The organism is Streptomyces sp. CA-106110 (assembly GCF_050936285.1).
Lineage (GTDB): Bacteria > Actinomycetota > Actinomycetes > Streptomycetales > Streptomycetaceae > Streptomyces.
In genome coordinates this window covers 8,284,170-8,299,908 of the sequence record NZ_JBNJNB010000001.1, presented here as the reverse complement: position 1 = coordinate 8,299,908, position 15,739 = coordinate 8,284,170, and the positions used below count along the sequence as shown (strand labels likewise).

The window sequence follows — 15,739 nt, the reverse complement described above, 5'->3', positions numbered from 1 at the left end:
GGAGGCCCCGGGCTTCGGCCGCATACGACGCCTACTGAGCGTGAGGTGATCAGCCCTTCGGCTCGGCCGCCTGGACTCATTCGGCGCGCTGTCCGACACGGAGGACGCTCAGATAACGGCGGGGTGCTCGGTCGCCCATCCGCGTGCGGATGCGCTGGGCGATGGCGTCGAGCAGGGGCTCACGGACGTCGCGGTCGATCTTCCGGTACAGCGACGTCGAGCGAAGGAGATCGGCGAAGCCGTCCCCGTCGAACCACTGAACGGTCGGGTACCAGCGCACGATCGTCGGGCCGAACAATCTTCCAGGGTCGTCGACCAGTCCCCAACCCTCGTCGGTGGTCCGCACGTCGTCCTCCAGTGGCGGATGGCTCCAGCCGGGGTTCCCGGGGCAGAACCGCTCATGGAGGTCGGCGGTCTCGGCGTACACCTCAGGCTCTCCCGGCCGGCGGACAACGACGTTGCCGAGCAGTGCCATCCAGCCTCCGGGATGGAGCACGCCGTGCGCTCGCTGCCAGCCGATCGACGGGTCGACCCAGTGCCACGACGACGCAGCCACGAGGACGTCGAAGCGTCGACCGCGGTCGTCCCACTCCTCAAACGTCGACGTCTCGACTTCGACGTTACGGAAGGTGGCGATCCGTTGGCGAGCCAGTACGGCCATGTCCGCGCCCGGCTCGATGGCGGTCACGGAGCATCCGAGCGCTGCCAGCGAGCGCGTCGCCTGACCGGTACCGCAGCCCACCTCCAGCACCGACGACCTTTCGTCCATGCCGGTGACGGCGACAAGGTCCGCGAACAGTTCGTCGGGGTATCCCGGCCGGACCCGGTCATAGATCTCCGGCACCTCGTTGAACACCCGGCCGAGGTCATGTCGATTCGGGCGCGCCTTCGGATCATCAGCCACGAGCGCACAAGCTATGAGGCTCGTCGACGGGGCGCCACTGGTTTGGCGGCAGCCGCTGACGCGCTGCCGCCGCCAGTTCGGAGAAGTCCGAAGACGATCAAGCCAGTCCAGACGCCCTGCCTCGCTCGTCGAGGAGTTGGCCCATCACCTCGCCGAGTACTCCGGTGCCGGCCGGACCGGGCTCGTCTTTAGCCGTCAACCGGCCCCACGCGAAGATCCGGGCAGTCATCCGCAGAAGTCTTCCGCCGGCTCGGCCAGGAAGACGTCAAGATCGTCGCCGTACAGCGTTCGGACCGAAACCACTGAACAGACCGACCTGCCCGTCAGGTTGGAAAAGCCTCGTTGTCGCGCGACCGCGCTGCCATCAGCGCGGATGCGCGCCTCATGAGCGCAAGCGTGAGCGCGGACGTCACGGCATCCGGGCTTGACGTTCACACTAATGTGACCCTTTAGCGTCCGTTCAGCAGCTGAAGGCCAGCTGAACGGCGCAAGGAGACATTGCCATGTCCAAGGCTCTGACAGGACGGACTGCGCTCGTGACCGGAGGGTCGCGGGGTATCGGTGCGGGGATCGCTCGTGAACTGGCGCGCGAGGGTGCACACGTTGTCATCACCTACCGAAAGTCGCGCGAGCAGGCGGAAGAGGTTGTAGCCGACCTGACCGCTCTTGGGGCGGAGGCGCTTGCCGTACAGGCGGATCAGTCCGTTCCCCACGAGGCGTCGACCGCTGTCGAACAGGCTGCCGAGTTCCTGGGCGGCCAGATCGATGTGCTGGTGAACTCTGCCGGAGTCGCCGTCATGGGCACCGTCGACCAGTTGGACCTGGACCTTCTCGAAGGGGTCCAGCAGATGATGGCCACCAATGTGATGGGGACCGTCGTCACCACGCATTCCGCATCGCGCTATCTGCCCGACGGCGGGCGGGTCATCCTGATGGGAAGCAATGTCGCCCACCGCATTCCCGTCCCTGGCGTTGCCGAATACGCGGCAAGCAAGGCAGCGATCGACCAGCTCGGCCGCGGGTGGGCGCGCGACTTCGGCCCGCGCGGCATCACCGTCAATGTCATACAGCCCGGGGCGACCGACACGGACATGAACCCCGCGGACGGGCCGAACGCTGCCCCGCAGGTGGCCATGACACCGCTGGGGCGCATGGGCACCACCGTGGACATCGCCAAGGCGGTCGTCTTCCTCGCCAGTGAGAACGCTGCGTACATCACAGGCGCACGGTTGACCGTCGATGGCGGATTCAGCATCTGATTCGGAAGCAGCACCCATAACGCGCGGGGCTCCGGTGCCAGGACGACGGTCGACGGCACCGGAGCCCCGCCACTGGGGAATCCGTCCGTTGCGGCGTCCTCCAGCCCGCCTCCGTCTCACCGGCATCGTCAGCCCTGCGCCTCACCGACAGCGCCTTCCAGCAGGTGAGCGCTCGGCCGCGTGAGTCTCGCCGCTGTTACTCCGCAACCAGGACCAGGACTCCATCCGCGGTCGTAGGCGTGGGGGCCGTGCCGTCCTCCTGGAGGCGCAGGTATGCCTCGATCGCGCGCTGGTTGCGTTGCAGCACGTCGATGCGCCGTTTGATGCTGCTGAGTTGACGTCGCAGACCGTCCAGGTCTCTTGCTTCCGGGCACTCCCGGGCGTGCGCATCGCCCTCGGCGGACTCGAGACAGGGCAGGACCTCGCGGATCATCTCCGTCGTCAAACCGGCTTCGAGAAGTTCGCGGATCTGCAGTACACGGTCGATGGCCGGCTCGCCGTACGAGCGGTATCCGTTGGGGCTCCGGAACGGCGTCAGGATGCCGACCTCTTCGTAGTAACGAAGCAGCCGCGGCGCGACACCGGTCTTCGCGGCCAGTTCTCCGATCTTCATACTTCCCTCCCCCTGTCAGGCATTCGTGCGGACGGTACGACTCGTCGTCGCACAGGTAGTCGATCTTGCCTTCGGCCGCTGGACCTTCACACTACTGGAAAGGTTTGACTTCTTCCGCGGTCCGGAATGTGAGATCAAACCGCCGCCGCCACAGTGTCGGCGTCCTTAACCAACGAAGGTCGGCGAAACGGCTTTGGGCTGGAGTTTCAATGCCCCGGTCAAGCGCCGCTGCCTGGGGCTTGGAGCACTGGTTTGGAAGACGGCGTATGCGGCCACTGGCCGACCTGCCGAGACTCCAACCTGGGCCAGACTGGGACAGAGCGCAGCAGGGCCCGTCGTTCCCCGTGGCTCCCCCCTGCGTCCCCTCAGAACGGGCCCGCAGCGGGCACGATGGGCCCCCTCGATGCCGAACTACGGGCACGACGGTCACCAAGGTCTACTGAGCACCTTTTGATCCGCAGCTCAAGTCGAAAATGACGTGGTCCAGTTGGCCCCGCGGTGTGAATATGGCCGGATGCTCTTTCGCGCTGCGACAGCAGACCCCGCAGATCTCAACCGCGCCGCCGCCTACCCGGCCGATGGTCCCGTCCCCGCCTTGACCGCGGAAAGGATCCGAGAGGAGCTCGCGAGCAACCAGTTCCGCCCCGAGTGGATCTGGTTCGCTGAGGACGAGAAGGGGAAGATCCTGGCTCGCGCTCTGTGGTGGGGCCGTGCCGACAGCGCGCGGCCGATCGCGCTCGATTGCCTCCAGGTGCACTCCAGCGTCGCCGACCCGGTCGCCATCGCCTCCGGTCTGCTTGCCGCTGCCCATGCCGCCTTCGGGGCTCTTCCTGCTTACAACATCTCGCTGCCCCGCGACTGGCGGAGCAGCCCGGCGTTGGTCGATGCGGTGGCCTGGCGTAGGGAGGCGGCGTACAGGTCCGGACTGAGCAGCGAGATTGAGCGTCTGCGGTACGAGTGGACACCGGCTGCCGAGGTCCCTGTGCCTGCGGGGAAGCTGGTCTTCCGGGAGGGTACGGACGAGGAGTTCCTCGACGCGTTCATCCGGCTGTCGGCCGGGAGCCTGGATCTGCACACACAGAACGAGCTCCGCTCGATGGACCCCGAGCAATTGGCCGGCGGACATCGAGTTCTACCTCAACTGTCCTGGTGAGCGCTCCTGGTGGCGCCTTGCCGAACTGCCGGACGGCACTCTGGCGGGCCTGGCCATCCCCTCCGCGACCCCCTACCACCGAAACGTCGGCTACCTGGGTGTCGTCCCGGAGCAGCGCGGACAGGGCCTGATCGACGAAATCCTCGCCGCGATCACCAGGTTCCACGCGAGCGAGGGTGCCGACCGCATTACCGCTACAACGGACACCGTCAACGCTCCGATGGCCGCCGCCTTCGACCGCGTGGGCTATGAGATAACGGAGATCCGCCTCGTCCTGGAATCCCCATCGCAGTGAGCCGACAAGCTCGTCCCCGACGGCCAACAGGGAGCGACGGCGGCAGCGTAACCACGCGGTCGGCGTAGCGGCTTTGTGTGATCACAGCGTCGTGGCGTCTTGATGGCCCCGTTGTCCGGGGGCTGGTGTCGATCACTCAATTCCGAGGGGCCCAATGCCTAGATCCTCACGCATGACACGACGCATCTGAGCCATGGCCGTGCGCCGCTGCGCTATCAAGGGGGCTTCCTCGGCGGATCCGACAGCCACCCCCCGGGCGTAGGCGTCACGTATCGTGCGCCAACCGTGAAACGCCTCATTCCCTGCCGCCACGACCTGAGGCGGGCCCACGAGCCACAGGCGCTCACTTGCTGTGTAGATACCCGTGCCGCGGAAGGCTTCCCGCACGGCGGCATCACGCGCCGAGTCGGACATGTGATCGCCCAAGGCGACAGCGCGGATCTCTTCACCTGCGGCTTTAAGCGCGGAAACGAACTCGGTGTACACCTCGCGCCGTACCTCCAGCGCGTGCCTGGCCTCCTCCCGCTGCCACCGATTGCGATCCGCGATCAGAGTGGCCGAGATGCCGATGACGGCACCAGCCAGTGTAGAGAGCAAAGGCATCCAGTCCATGCGCCGCAGCTTGTCTGAACCAGTGCGCGAGTACCAGTGGTCTCGTTGCGGACGCGGGCCCAGTGCGGCGGCGCCTGCCTTCACCGTGACTCCCCGCTGTTCCCCGCTCGATCTGGTGCGGTTGTGGCGCAGCAGCGATCCTGTGTCAGGAAGGGGTGCTCTCGAGCAGCGTCAGTGAGCAGCCTTACCACTTCCGCCACTTATCCGTGATCTGGTACCGGCCGAGTCCATGTCGGGCCCGGGGCGGTCAGAGCGACAATGTCGACGCCGTGCTCGGTAAGTGATCGGTCGATGTAGTCGCACAGTAGCTCGCGCTCGTCGGTTTCGTAGGTGCTCCCGTTGTGGGCTTCGTTCACCGCGTTCAGGGCCAGGACAACGCGTTCCACGACGCCGAAGATCTGCGCGTCGTCTGCCTCAGCCAGGCAGCGAAGCTCTGTCTCGAAGGTGTCGAGGACGGCGTCGGTCGCCGTGAGCAGATCTTCGGGGAACAGCTCCGCCATGCATGCGCACTCAGGATCCAGGGTGCCGGCGGCAAGCTCTTCAGCTTCCTCCGCTAGGCCCTCGCGCCATATCGTCGTAGGTCTCTCAGCCATGGAGCGGACCGTACAGCGCAGGTCTGACAGGGGGCTGGGCATCGACGTGACTCGTACGCCGGCGCCAGGTGCACGCTTTCCAAGTGTGCTGGTTCCGGTCGGGCGGCCGTATGGAGGCGTTCACCTGTGTGCATGTGCGGCCGTCGCCTTGGAACGCGACTTGCCGTGGTACTCATCCGGACGGGGCGGTACGTGCATGAATGAGACCAGAAGTGAGACCACTACCGGTGCTGGTCGACTGGGCGGCACGAACGAACGGGCAGCCTTCTGATCCGTAGGCCGGTGCGACATCATCACGAACCGACTTCCTGCCAAGACCCGTTGGCTGGTCTGCCGAGTCGTCGGTGTGCCACTGTGCGCAGTAATACGCCTCTGTTGATGTCAGCTACTGATGTCACGCCAGGTCCTGGAAACCGTGATCTACCGGATGTGCGTGGCGGGTGGCAAGATCACACGAGTGTCCGATGCTGCTGAGTTGTCGTTGCGGTGGGGAGGGAAGTCCGCACGCTGGTGGACCGCGCTGGCCGCGCTCTTCGCGGTCGCGGCGGGGGTAGCGGCACGCCTCGGTGCTCCGGACGCCCAGGATTGGGGGATCCTTTCCGCATGCGTGGGTTCGGCGGCTGCCTTGGGCGTCGGGCTGCTCAGGCGACGGGTGGAGGCGGGCCCGGACGGGCTGCGTTTCCGCACCGTGCTGCGGTGGCGGCGGCTGGAGTGGGATAAGATCGTCCGCTTTGAGGACCTGCGGGTAGATTCTGCCGACTCCCGGATCAGTACTCCGAACCTGCGTGCCGCGGCCACGTTGCGCGACGGCTCCACGGTCTCGCTGCCGGTGCCATGGGTCGGCGCCGCCGACGTGGGCGACTTCGAGAAGCAACTGTCCCAGTTGCGTGCACTGCACCGCCGTTACAGGCGCAGCACCCGGGGGTCATGACTGGGGCAACCTCGGGCCCCGGTCGCTCTCTGGAACAGAGCCCCTGGCCTGTGGTGCGGAAGGTCAACTATCCGAACCAGCGTGAACCCGGCGCCCTTGTAGTACCGGTGCAGCCCCTCATTGTCCTTCCATGCGTCGAGACGCACAACTCGGCCTGCAAGGCCAGCGGCGGCAGAGGCGTTTCAATTCCCGTCCCGTTCAAGGGATCGGCGCCGCTTCGGCCGAGGGCGGATGTAGTCGAGGATGGCGCCTGCAGTCGTCACCACGACTACCACCGACATGAGGGCGGAAAAGATCCGCAGCACCCCCTCGCCATATAGGGCCTGGTAGCCGAACCAAGCCAGGGCGATGCAGGTCATCAGGCCGTCGCCAAGTCTTCTCAAGCGCGGGTCCATGCGCACTCCCGAGTCAGCACGCCCGCGAACCGAGCCCCTGAGTGTGGCATGGACCCGCCCGCGTCCTGCACCCACCACTCTCCCCAACTCCCATCCGGTCCGCCGTCGACCCACACACCGTGGAGCGGGCGTGGTTCAGGGCGTCCAGGTGGAGCGCGCCACGTAACAACGTAAGGAGGATTGATCATGGCACCGCTCGGCGGCCTGACCCACCGAACGTCTTTCTCGGCGCGCGGCGGTGTCCTGCGCCGGAACAACGTCCGGCGGATCTGGCTCCGTGCCCTCGCCGCGACCGGCCTCGGCGGCGTGCGCTTCCACGATCTCCGGCACACCGGCAACACTCTGGCCGCGACCGGTGGTGCGACCACGCGCGAGCTGATGCACCGCATGGGCCAGTCGTCGGTGCGGGCCGCGCTGGTCTGTCAGCACCTCGTCAACGGCCGCGATCACCAGATCGCCGACCACGTCGACGGACAGATCAAGAGGGTGAAGCGGCCCCCGCGCGGTCCATCTGGCACGTAAGTGGCACGACGGCTCCGAACAGCCAAGAAAGATCAAGGCCCAGGTCTCCGGGTACCTCCCCGCTGACCTGGGCCTTCATCGTGTCCTGAGACCGGTGGGCGCGGACGGTTTCGAACCGCCGACATCCGCCTTGTAAGGGCGGCGCTCTACCGCTGAGCTACGCGCCCAGGACGAGTCGACAGCCTACCTTGCCCGGGGGGATGCCCGGCAAACGCGTATACGCGGGATGCGGGCGGGCGGCAGCCCTCGGCGGTCCCTGGCGCCCCCGTACCGGGGGTTAGCCCCACCCCTGATCCGGGAGAGTGCCGGATCCTCCCGGGCGCCCGCCCTGCGTACGGTCGAAGGGCGCTCGGGGCCCTCCGGGCCGAGTCCAGGGTTCAAGATTTCAGGGAGAAACTCATGGCTCGTACGACGCGGCGTACTGGACCCGGTCGGCGTACTCGCGTGATCGCTCTCGGCGGTGTCGCCGCCGTGGTCGTCGCGACGGTCGCCGGGTGCGGGAACGATGCCGGGGACGACCCGCACCCGGATCACCGTACCTTCGCACTGCACGGCCGGACGCTCACCGTCGACTCCGACGACTCGGCGCTGGAGATCGTCCCGGCCGATGTGCACCAGGTCGAGGTCACCCGGTGGTTCAAGGGGACGGTCGTGGTCGGCGGGGACCCTCGGGTGACCTGGGCCATGAAGGACGACCGGCTCGTTCTGCGGCTGAAGTGCTCCGGGCTGGTCGCGGACTGTTCCGCCCGGCACCGGATCGAGGTGCCGCGCGGGGTGGCCGTCAAGGTCGAGGAGGGCGACGGGAGCGTGCGGGCGCAGGGTTTCAAGGACGCGCTGAGCATCCGTACCCAGGACGGCTCGGTGCTGGTCACCGACGCCTCAGGGCCGCTCACGCTGGACAGCGCGGACGGGTCGGTGCGGGCGAGGGGCGTGCACTCGCGCCGCGTGCACGCCACGACGCAGGACGGCTCCGTCGACCTCGAACTGGGAGCCGTGCCCGATCGCGTCGAGTCGAGCAGCGCGGACGGCTCGGTCACGATCGCGCTGCCGCACGGCACGTACCGTGTCAGCACCCGCGCGCAGGACGGCTCGGTTCATGTGTCGGTCCCCAGGGATTCGGCCAGCTCCCATGTGATCGACGCGCGGACGGAGGACGGGTCGGTCACCGTACGGACGGCGGGGTAGTCCGCAGGGCCGGGAGGGACGAGATCCGGCCACTGCGCACAGTGAACCGAACGCCCCGTGTGTTCGTCCTCAACCGGTGGGAGAATGACACCGGGCAGGGCGGATGACAGCACGGGAGAGGGATGTGACGGCGACACCACCACAGCCGTGCACGCCGTTCGCGCCATGCGCGCGCCATCGATCGCCGAGCTGTCGGCCCGGTCTCACGCGCGCGCCGCGTCCGTCGGACACCGGGCACCACGATCTGCACGCCGCACGGGAGACCGCCGGCGCGTCCGGCAGCATTGATCCGCGCGCGGCCCAGGGCGCCGCACGGAGCGCGGCGTCCCGTCGCCCCACTCCGGCCCGTGACGTCCTGGCGCTGCTCAGCCTGCCCCTCGTCGCCGCGCTCGGCGCCGCCCTCGTTCTGCCCGCGGCGTTCGCCGGGGGCGGGACGCGGCGCTGGTTCGGAGGGCGGTCCGAGGGGCAGCGGGCCCAGGCGCAGGCCGCCAAGGACGCCGCCGCGGCCGCCTTCTACGAGCTCGACACCGCCCAACGCGATCTGCGGATCTCGATCGAGACCATCGCCGCCGTGGACGACTCCCCCGCCGCCCGTCGTGCCCTCTCCGACTTCGAGGCGCTCGGGCGGCGTATCGACGAGGCCAGTCACCAGTACATCCAGGCCGTCGACGCGCATGACCTCGACCGGGTCGATCTCGAGGCCTCGGCGGCCTCTCACGCCCGTGCCGAACTCACCACGGCCAAGGACGAACTGACCCGTGTCAAGCAGGAGCTGGATCGTTTCGGCGACAGTCTCGGGCCGTTGCTCGGCAAGGCCGAGACCCAGCTCGCCCGGCTCGCCCCGGCCGTGGAGCGCGCGCGCCAGGCCCTGCTCGCCGCGAGCAACGCCCTGGACGGCGTCCGGGCCTCGGGGCTCAAGGCCGACGACCTGGCCGCCCGGCTGGCCGCCCTCGCCCCCGAGCTGACCAAACTCAACCAGGGCGCCGGCCGGCACGGTGCGGCGCAGACCCTGGAGCGCGCCGAGCGTGTGGCCAGGGAGGCCGAGGCCGTACGGACGCAGGCCGAGCGGCTGCCCGAGCAGGCCGCCGAGATCGATCACCGGCTCGTCTCGCTGCGGACCCGGGCGCAGGCGCTCACCACCCGGGCCGGGCAGGTGCAGCCCGTGCTGAGCGAGCTGCGGCGGCGGTTCACCGCGGCGTGCTGGCAGGACCTGCAGCACGTGCCGGATCAGGCCGGCGAGACCGTACGGCAGGCCGAGCTGAAGCTCAGGGAGGCGCAGACCGCGCGCGACGACCAGCGCTGGCCGGACGCGACCTCGCTGCTGTCGACCGTGCGGTCGCTGCTGAACACGACGGACGAGGCGGTGTCCGCGGCCGGTGACCGGCTGCGGCGGCTCAACGCCGTGCAGAAGGATCCGCAGCAGGAGATCGAGCGGACGCGGTTCGCGATCCGTGACGCGCAGCGGCTGGCCATGACGGGGCGGACGAATCCCGATCCGCGGCACGCCCGTCCGCTCGACGATTCCGTGGCCCGGCTGGACCGGGCGGTCGCCACGCTCGAGGGCCGTCACCCGGACTACTGGCACTTCCTGACCGAGACGGAGGCGGTGCGCCAGACGGTGGCCCGGGTGGTCTCGCAGATCCGGGAGGAGCGGGGAGCCGGTCACTGAGGCCCGGCTCCCCGCTCCGGAAGCGGCCCGCTCAGGTGCGGTAGGCGTAGTACGCCGCGTTCGGGTACGACGCGATGATGCTCGCCACCGACCTGTTGTAGGTGTTGGTGGAGTGGTACGTCACGTACGGCACGCCCTGCGGGCTGCGGTAGGTGACGATCATCGAGTGGTCCTTCGACCCGTCCTTGTTGAAGTCCATCTGCAGCACGTCACCGACGTCCATCTGGTAGACGTTGGCGAGGCTGGTGACCCGCTTGGAGGACAGGGCGAACCATGAGAACTCGTTCACGCCGACGAACGAGTCCGACTGGATGTCGGCGGTGCCGAACCACTTGTGCCAGTCGTACGTGTAGCCGGGGACGTGCTTCCAGCCGCCGGCCTTCAGGGACTGGCTGACGAAGTTGGTGCAGTCGCCGCCGGCGCCCTGCCCGTTGAAGTCCGGGTAGGCCGGGTTGTAGTTGTTCCAGTACTTCTGCGCGTACGCCGCCATGGCCTTGTAGTCGTAGCCGGTGACCGAGAAGTTCTTCGGCTTGGCCGGCGCGGACCGCGTGGTGGCGGAACGGGTCGCCGAGGGCGGCCCGTCGTCGGCGGCGGTGGCCGGCGCGGCGACGGCCGGCTTGGCCACCTGGTTCACCGCGAGGTAGCCGTCGTCGGTGTCACGTATACCGCTCAGCTGCCAGTCGCCGTGCCGGTCCGCCTTGAACGTCAGCTCGTGGTGGGCCTGAAAGCCGGTGGTCTTCGGCTCGGTGCCCTTGACCTTCTCGTACGTCAGGGTCGTGGTCTCGGTGACGTCGACCGTGGCGCGCCGGCCCTTCACCTGCGTGGCGTCCAGCGTGACGCTGGTGCTGGCCCCGCTGTACTTCTCGCCGAGCTACGCCAGGCGGGACTTGCGGCCGCTCAGCTGGTCAAGTGCCGAGCTCTCCGCGCGTGACTGCGTGCCGGACAGACGTACCTTGCCGGAGAAGCCGGACGTGCGCTGCTTGCCCTCGGCGCCGCGCCCGTCCACCAGGGCCTGCGTGCGGTCGGTGAAGACCGCGTCGGCCAGTCGCTGGAAGGTGGCCTTGGTCGCCGGGTCCACCGTCGGGTCGTCGGTCACCGCCGCACCCGCGCTCCAGTTGGGCAGCAGGGCCACTCCGGCGACCACCGAGGCGGCCGCCGCCGTGATGATGGTCGCGCGGCTCCGCTTACGGCTCAATCTTCTTGATTTCAATGATGTTCCCCTCTATGCCGGTACCCCTACCGGGCGTTCGCATCTTCGCACGGCCTCTGTGGCAGTTGTGAAGAGGGGATGCACCAGTGGAACAAGACTGTTCCAGGCGTCAGTTGACAACCGTCGACCAGTCCGGCGACTGGGCCGGGTCCAGACTGCGCAGCCGCTCGAGCGTTCCGGGCTTCTGCACGTCGAGCCAGTCGGCCAGTTCCTTGAAGGACACGCACTTGACGCCCTTCTTGGAGCAGACGTTCTTGACGACCTGGTCGATGGCCTTCATGTAGATGCCGCCGTTCCAGTCCTCGAAGTGGTTTCCGATGAACAGGGGAGCCCGGCTGCCGTAGTAGACGCGGTTGAAGCCGGCCATGTACGAGTCCACGGTCGTCTGCTCCCACTCGGCGTACTTCGCCGGATCACCCTTGGTCTCGCCGCCCGACTGGTTGTAGAGGAAGTTGAAGTCCATCGACAGGCCCTGGTACTTGCCGCCCTCGTACGGGAGCATCTGCAGCGGGAAGTCCCAGATGCCGTTCTTCTTCACCGGCCATATCTGGAAGTCGCCCGGGGAACTGGCGTCGTAGCGCCAGCCGTAGCTCTTCATGGCCTTCAGCAGGTTCGGCTGGCCCTCCAGGCAGGGCGCGCGGCCGCCGGTGACCTCGTCCTTGAAGTCGAAGGGCAGCGCGGGGATGTCCTTGTAGCCGGTGTTGGTCTTCCAGTTCTGGACGAAGGAGTAGAACTGGTCGATCTCGCTCTTCCACTCGTCGACGCTCCAGTCGCCGCCGCCCTTGGCGCCGCAGAAGTGGCCGTTGAAGTGGGTGCCGATCTCGTCGCCTTCGGCGTAGGCCTGGCGGAGCTGCCCCAGCGTCTCGCGTATGTGCTCGTCGGTGGCGTAGTCGATGGCCGCGTCGCCCGGCGAGTGCATCGGCCCGTGGTACAGGTCCTTCTTGCTCTTGGGCAGCAGATAGATGCCCGTGAGGAAGAAGGTCATATGGGCGTCGTACGCCTTGGCCATCTCCCGGTAGTGCGAGAAGAGATGGTCGCTGCCCTCCAGCGCGCCGTCCCAGGAGAAGACGACGAACTGGGAGGCTTTTCACCGGGTTTGAGCGGAACCGGCTTCAACTCGCCCTTCTGCGGGCCGGTGTACGAGGTGGACCCGTCGCCGAGGATCTTCGTCTTGCCGTCCCACTTCGGCGTCTTGCTCGGCTTGGCCGCAGCGCCCTTGCCGTCGCCCTGCCGGGCTCCGGCGGAGGCGGTGGGTGCGGTGTCGTCGTGCCGGGAGACCGCGAGGAAGGTCACCGTCACCGACGCCAGGGCGAGGAGAGCCGCCAAGGTGATGTTCCGGCGGTTGGTACGTGCGGGTCGGGCGCGGCGGTGGCCGTTTCTCGTACTCATGGGCGGCTCGTTCTGCGAGGAGGCGGGCGGGGTGCGGTCTGCGGCGCCGGCGTCAGCCGAGCGGGCTCATGGCCTCCGTCCAGATGCCGTAGGGCACGCTGTCCGCCGGGGTTCCGGCGAGCCCCTTGAGCGGCAGCGGTTGGAGGCTCTTGGACAGGTCCATGCGGTAGGCGACGATCGCAGTGGACACGGACTTGGCCGTTCCTACGTACCAGGAGGCTGTGTCGTCCTGTGTGGTTCCGGCTTTTCCGGACACCTGCGCGGAGACGGAGGCCGCGCTCGGATGGGCGGTGCGGAAGGACTGAGTGAGGGCATCGTCGACCTGGCGGGCCACCGCGGAGCCGACGGCCTGGCGGGGCTTCGGCGTCTTCAGGGCGACCAGGGAGCCGTTGCGGGTGATGCGGCGAACCGAGTACGGCTCGGTGTGCGTCCCGTCCGAGGCGAACGTGGCGTACCCGCTCGCCATCCGGATCGCACTGGGCGTGGCATTGCCCAAGGACAGCGCGGGCACCTGCGGGCCCATGCTCGAGGAGAGCAGTCCGGCCGCCTCCGCCGTCTCGCGCACCTGCACCAGGCCGGTGTCCATGCCGAGCTGCATGAAGGGCGTGTTCACGGACAGGGCGAGGGCCTGGGCCAGGGTCATCTGGCCGTAGGACCTGTTGCCGTCGTTGTGGGCGGCGACCCTCTTGCCGCTGCGGTCCCAGTACGGACCCTCGGGCGTGGTGACGGGGACGCCGTCGTCGCCGTCGTAGAGCGACTCCGGGGTGACCGGGGTCGCGGGGCCGCCGCCCCGGGTCTTGTGGACGCCGTGCTCGAGACCCGCGGCGTAGACGAACGGCAGAAAGGCCGAACCCGCCTGCACCGTAGTGGCGTTGGACTCGTTGTAGCCCTGCGTACGGTGGTCGGGGCCGCCGTAGACGGCGAGGATGCGGCCGTCGGTGGCCACGAGGCGGCTCCGTAGTGCGCGGTCTTCGCAAGGTCGGGGTGATCGATGCCGCCCTGTTTGCGGGCCTTGGTCACGGCGTCGGTGAGCGCGTCCTCACGCTTGCGGTCGAAGGTCGTGTAGATCTGGTAGCCGCCCAGGTCGAACTGCTTGTCCGAGATGTGCGCGGACTTCTTGGCGTACTGCGAGGCGAGTTCGACCAGGTAGTCGCTCTGCTTACCGGTGTCGTAGAGAGGGTTCTGCTTGAGCGGCTCGGGGAACGTCTTGTACTTCGCCCGCTCTTGCGGCGACAGCTTGCCGATCTTGACCATGCGATCGAGGATCCAGGACCACCGCTCGACCGCCCGCTGGTGGTTGGCCTGGTTCAGGGTGGGGTCGTAGAGACCGGCGCCCTTCAGCAGGGAGGCCAGAAAGGCGGCCTCGCCCGCGTTGAGCCGGCTCACGTCCTTGCCGTAGTAGGCCTGGGCGGCACGCTGGATGCCGTAGGTGCCGCGACCGAACCAGCTGGTGTTGAGGTACCCCTCGAGGATGTCGTCCTTGCTCATCCTGTTGTCGAGCTTGAGGGAGATCATCGCCTCGGTGAACTTGCGGTCCACCGTCTGGTTCTGGTTCAGGTAGACGTTCTTCACATACTGCTGGGTGATGGTCGAGCCGCCCTGGGTGTCCCCCTGGCCGACCGTGCGCCACAGGGCTCGGGTGAGGCCTTTGAACGAGATGCCCGGGTCCGAGTAGAAGCTCTCGTTCTCCGCGGCGAGCACCGCCCAGCGCACCTGCTCGGGTATGTCCTTCAGCGGCATCGCCTGCCGCTGCACCCAGCCGGTGCGGGCCATGGGCGTGCCGTCGCTCCAGAAGTAGACGTTGTCCTGCTGGGTGGCGTACGAGTTGAGGTTCTTCGGTATGTCCGTAGCGGCGTACGCGACGACCAGGAAGAGGCCGCTCAGAACCACGGACGTCAGCCCGCCCCCCAGCCACTGCCGCCAGGAGGGCATCCAGCGCCGCCAGCCGGTGCGGCCAGGGCGCGGGTAGACCGGCTTGAGTTTGCGGGCGTAGGGCGCGAGCCGCTGGGCGTACGGCTCCAGCTTGCGGGCGTAGGGCTCGAGCTTGCGCACGTACGGCTGGAAGAACGCGGTGACACGAGTGAGGGGCGGGGCCGGGGCTGCCTTCTTGCGGCTGGCGCGCCGCCCGGCGGGCTTTGGCCGGAACACCCGCAGTTGCATCGTGGCGTCGGGCGCCTGCTGCGCGGCGGCCTCCGGGTCCGGCTGCGGAGGTGCCACGGCCTTCAGCTGCATCGTGGCGTCCGGAGGCAGCGCGGAGCCGACCTTCAACTGCATCGTAGTGTCCGGGGGCAGCGGCACCCCGGCCTTCAACTGCATGGTGGTGTCGGGGTCGAAGGATGTCTCGGCCCGGGCCTCGCCTTCCGCAGGACGCTGCCGGGGCTGCTTCGGCGTCGGCCGGCCGGGCGGGAGACCGTCGTTCTCGCTAGCCACGGCAGCCTCCGGCGCACACACGAACCCGGAAGCACCGCCCCCGTATCCGCTGCCAAGCCTGGGTCACCACTGCGTCTCCCTCCGCACTCGGTGTTGCGCGCGCGGGTAGATGCAGCTGCCACGTATGCGGCTGCGAGCCCCCCTCACGACGATGCGGCTCATCGTGACTCACATAAAAATATCAGCGGTCTCTGTGGTGTCCTGGGTCAGGAGGGACGAAGAAATGGCCAAGTCGGGAACTTTGAGGAGATCTTAAGAAGATCCTCGGGCCGCCCAGGGGCCCAGCAGCCCCACGAAGTCCTGGGACCGCCCGAAACCGCCGGTTAGTCTGTGTCCATGCCTCGCTATGAGTACCGCTGCCGTACCTGCGGCGACACGTTCGAACTGAGCCGTCCGATGGCGGAGTCCTCCGCACCCGCCGCCTGCCCGTCGAGCCACGACGACACGGTGAAACTGCTGTCGACGGTCGCGGTGGGTGGCACCGCGTCCGCTCCGGCCGCTGCCCCCCGCGTGGGCGGCGGCGCCGGTGGCGGGTGCTGCGGCGGCGGCTGCTGCGGCTGAAACCGCTCGGCCGCGCCG

The 15,739-nt window shown here is 68.1% G+C and carries 11 protein-coding genes, 1 tRNA gene and 4 pseudogenes; 7 read left to right on the top strand and 9 right to left on the bottom strand.

The features are described from left to right. Positions 1 to 76: 76 nt before the first annotated feature. Entirely contained in the window at positions 77 to 904 is an 828-nt protein-coding gene (locus tag ACQEXA_RS38255) for a class I SAM-dependent methyltransferase (protein ID WP_432927203.1), read from the bottom strand. A gap of 503 nt (positions 905 to 1,407) precedes the next feature. Between ACQEXA_RS38255 and ACQEXA_RS38250 the strand changes: the two genes are divergently transcribed. Continuing rightward, a complete protein-coding gene (locus ACQEXA_RS38250) occupies positions 1,408 to 2,163 on the top strand; it encodes an SDR family NAD(P)-dependent oxidoreductase (RefSeq protein ID WP_432927205.1) in 756 nt (251 codons plus the stop codon). Positions 2,164 to 2,359: 196 nt separating this feature from the next. Here ACQEXA_RS38250 and ACQEXA_RS38245 read toward each other — a convergent pair whose 3' ends face one another. Beyond that, complete coding sequence (locus tag ACQEXA_RS38245) at positions 2,360 to 2,776, bottom strand: MerR family transcriptional regulator (RefSeq protein WP_432927206.1); 417 nt, start codon at positions 2,774 to 2,776, stop codon at positions 2,360 to 2,362. A gap of 514 nt (positions 2,777 to 3,290) precedes the next feature. Here ACQEXA_RS38245 and ACQEXA_RS38240 point away from each other — a divergent pair. Continuing rightward, a pseudogene (locus ACQEXA_RS38240) lies at positions 3,291 to 4,224 on the top strand (GNAT family N-acetyltransferase). A 132-nt stretch (positions 4,225 to 4,356) separates the two neighbouring features. On the opposite strand, the gene ACQEXA_RS38235 reads toward ACQEXA_RS38240, so the two are convergent. Both ACQEXA_RS38235 and ACQEXA_RS38230 read right to left on the bottom strand, forming a co-directional pair. After that, positions 4,357 to 4,836: a hypothetical protein gene (locus ACQEXA_RS38235; protein WP_432927208.1), complete on the bottom strand. Its 480-nt coding sequence runs from the start codon at positions 4,834 to 4,836 to the stop codon at positions 4,357 to 4,359. A gap of 200 nt (positions 4,837 to 5,036) precedes the next feature. Continuing rightward, on the bottom strand, positions 5,037 to 5,429 hold the full coding sequence (locus tag ACQEXA_RS38230) for a hypothetical protein (protein ID WP_433132306.1): 393 nt from the start codon (positions 5,427 to 5,429) through the stop codon (positions 5,037 to 5,039). Between the two features lie 457 nt (positions 5,430 to 5,886). On the opposite strand from ACQEXA_RS38230, the gene ACQEXA_RS38225 reads away from it, so the two are divergent. After that, a complete protein-coding gene (locus tag ACQEXA_RS38225; RefSeq protein ID WP_432927212.1) occupies positions 5,887 to 6,360 on the top strand; it encodes a PH domain-containing protein in 474 nt (157 codons plus the stop codon). 182 nt (positions 6,361 to 6,542) lie between these two features. On the opposite strand, the gene ACQEXA_RS38220 is transcribed toward ACQEXA_RS38225, so the two are convergent. Continuing rightward, complete coding sequence (locus ACQEXA_RS38220) at positions 6,543 to 6,755, bottom strand: hypothetical protein (RefSeq protein ID WP_432927214.1); 213 nt, start codon at positions 6,753 to 6,755, stop codon at positions 6,543 to 6,545. A gap of 186 nt (positions 6,756 to 6,941) precedes the next feature. Here ACQEXA_RS38220 and ACQEXA_RS38215 point away from each other — a divergent pair, with 186 nt between their 5' ends. Then, complete coding sequence (locus tag ACQEXA_RS38215) at positions 6,942 to 7,277, top strand: tyrosine-type recombinase/integrase (protein WP_433132304.1); 336 nt, start codon at positions 6,942 to 6,944, stop codon at positions 7,275 to 7,277. Positions 7,278 to 7,372: 95 nt separating this feature from the next. On the opposite strand, the gene ACQEXA_RS38210 is transcribed toward ACQEXA_RS38215, so the two are convergent. Further along, a tRNA-Val gene (locus tag ACQEXA_RS38210) sits at positions 7,373 to 7,444 on the bottom strand. A 232-nt stretch (positions 7,445 to 7,676) separates the two neighbouring features. Here ACQEXA_RS38210 and ACQEXA_RS38205 point away from each other — a divergent pair. Then, positions 7,677 to 8,462, top strand: coding sequence for a DUF4097 family beta strand repeat-containing protein (locus tag ACQEXA_RS38205; RefSeq protein ID WP_432927217.1), 786 nt, complete (start codon positions 7,677 to 7,679; stop codon positions 8,460 to 8,462). A gap of 124 nt (positions 8,463 to 8,586) precedes the next feature. Then, on the top strand, positions 8,587 to 10,131 hold the full coding sequence (locus ACQEXA_RS38200; protein ID WP_433132302.1) for a hypothetical protein: 1,545 nt from the start codon (positions 8,587 to 8,589) through the stop codon (positions 10,129 to 10,131). Between the two features lie 31 nt (positions 10,132 to 10,162). Here ACQEXA_RS38200 and ACQEXA_RS38195 read toward each other — a convergent pair. The 3 pseudogenes from ACQEXA_RS38195 to ACQEXA_RS38185 form a co-directional block, all read right to left on the bottom strand. After that, a pseudogene (locus ACQEXA_RS38195) lies at positions 10,163 to 11,263 on the bottom strand (amidase domain-containing protein). A gap of 187 nt (positions 11,264 to 11,450) precedes the next feature. Then, a pseudogene (locus tag ACQEXA_RS38190) lies at positions 11,451 to 12,730 on the bottom strand (hypothetical protein). A gap of 52 nt (positions 12,731 to 12,782) precedes the next feature. Further along, positions 12,783 to 14,962 (bottom strand): annotated as a pseudogene (locus tag ACQEXA_RS38185) (transglycosylase domain-containing protein). A gap of 534 nt (positions 14,963 to 15,496) precedes the next feature. Between ACQEXA_RS38185 and ACQEXA_RS38180 the strand changes: the two are divergent. Further along, positions 15,497 to 15,721: an FmdB family zinc ribbon protein gene (locus tag ACQEXA_RS38180; protein WP_432927221.1), complete on the top strand. Its 225-nt coding sequence runs from the start codon at positions 15,497 to 15,499 to the stop codon at positions 15,719 to 15,721. Positions 15,722 to 15,739 lie beyond the last annotated feature (18 nt).

Bases quoted from the DNA above. Each gene is read 5' to 3' on its own strand.
- ACQEXA_RS38215 (WP_433132304.1), top strand. From the start codon at position 6,942: ATGGCACCGCTCGGCGGCCTGACCCACCGAACGTCTTTCTCGGCGCGC.
- ACQEXA_RS38220 (WP_432927214.1), bottom strand. From the start codon at position 6,755: ATGGACCCGCGCTTGAGAAGACTTGGCGACGGCCTGATGACCTGCATC.
- ACQEXA_RS38205 (WP_432927217.1), top strand. From the start codon at position 7,677: ATGGCTCGTACGACGCGGCGTACTGGACCCGGTCGGCGTACTCGCGTG.
- ACQEXA_RS38180 (WP_432927221.1), top strand. From the start codon at position 15,497: ATGCCTCGCTATGAGTACCGCTGCCGTACCTGCGGCGACACGTTCGAA.
- ACQEXA_RS38230 (WP_433132306.1), bottom strand. From the start codon at position 5,429: ATGGCTGAGAGACCTACGACGATATGGCGCGAGGGCCTAGCGGAGGAA.
- ACQEXA_RS38245 (WP_432927206.1), bottom strand. From the start codon at position 2,776: ATGAAGATCGGAGAACTGGCCGCGAAGACCGGTGTCGCGCCGCGGCTG.
- ACQEXA_RS38250 (WP_432927205.1), top strand. From the start codon at position 1,408: ATGTCCAAGGCTCTGACAGGACGGACTGCGCTCGTGACCGGAGGGTCG.
- ACQEXA_RS38235 (WP_432927208.1), bottom strand. From the start codon at position 4,836: ATGGACTGGATGCCTTTGCTCTCTACACTGGCTGGTGCCGTCATCGGC.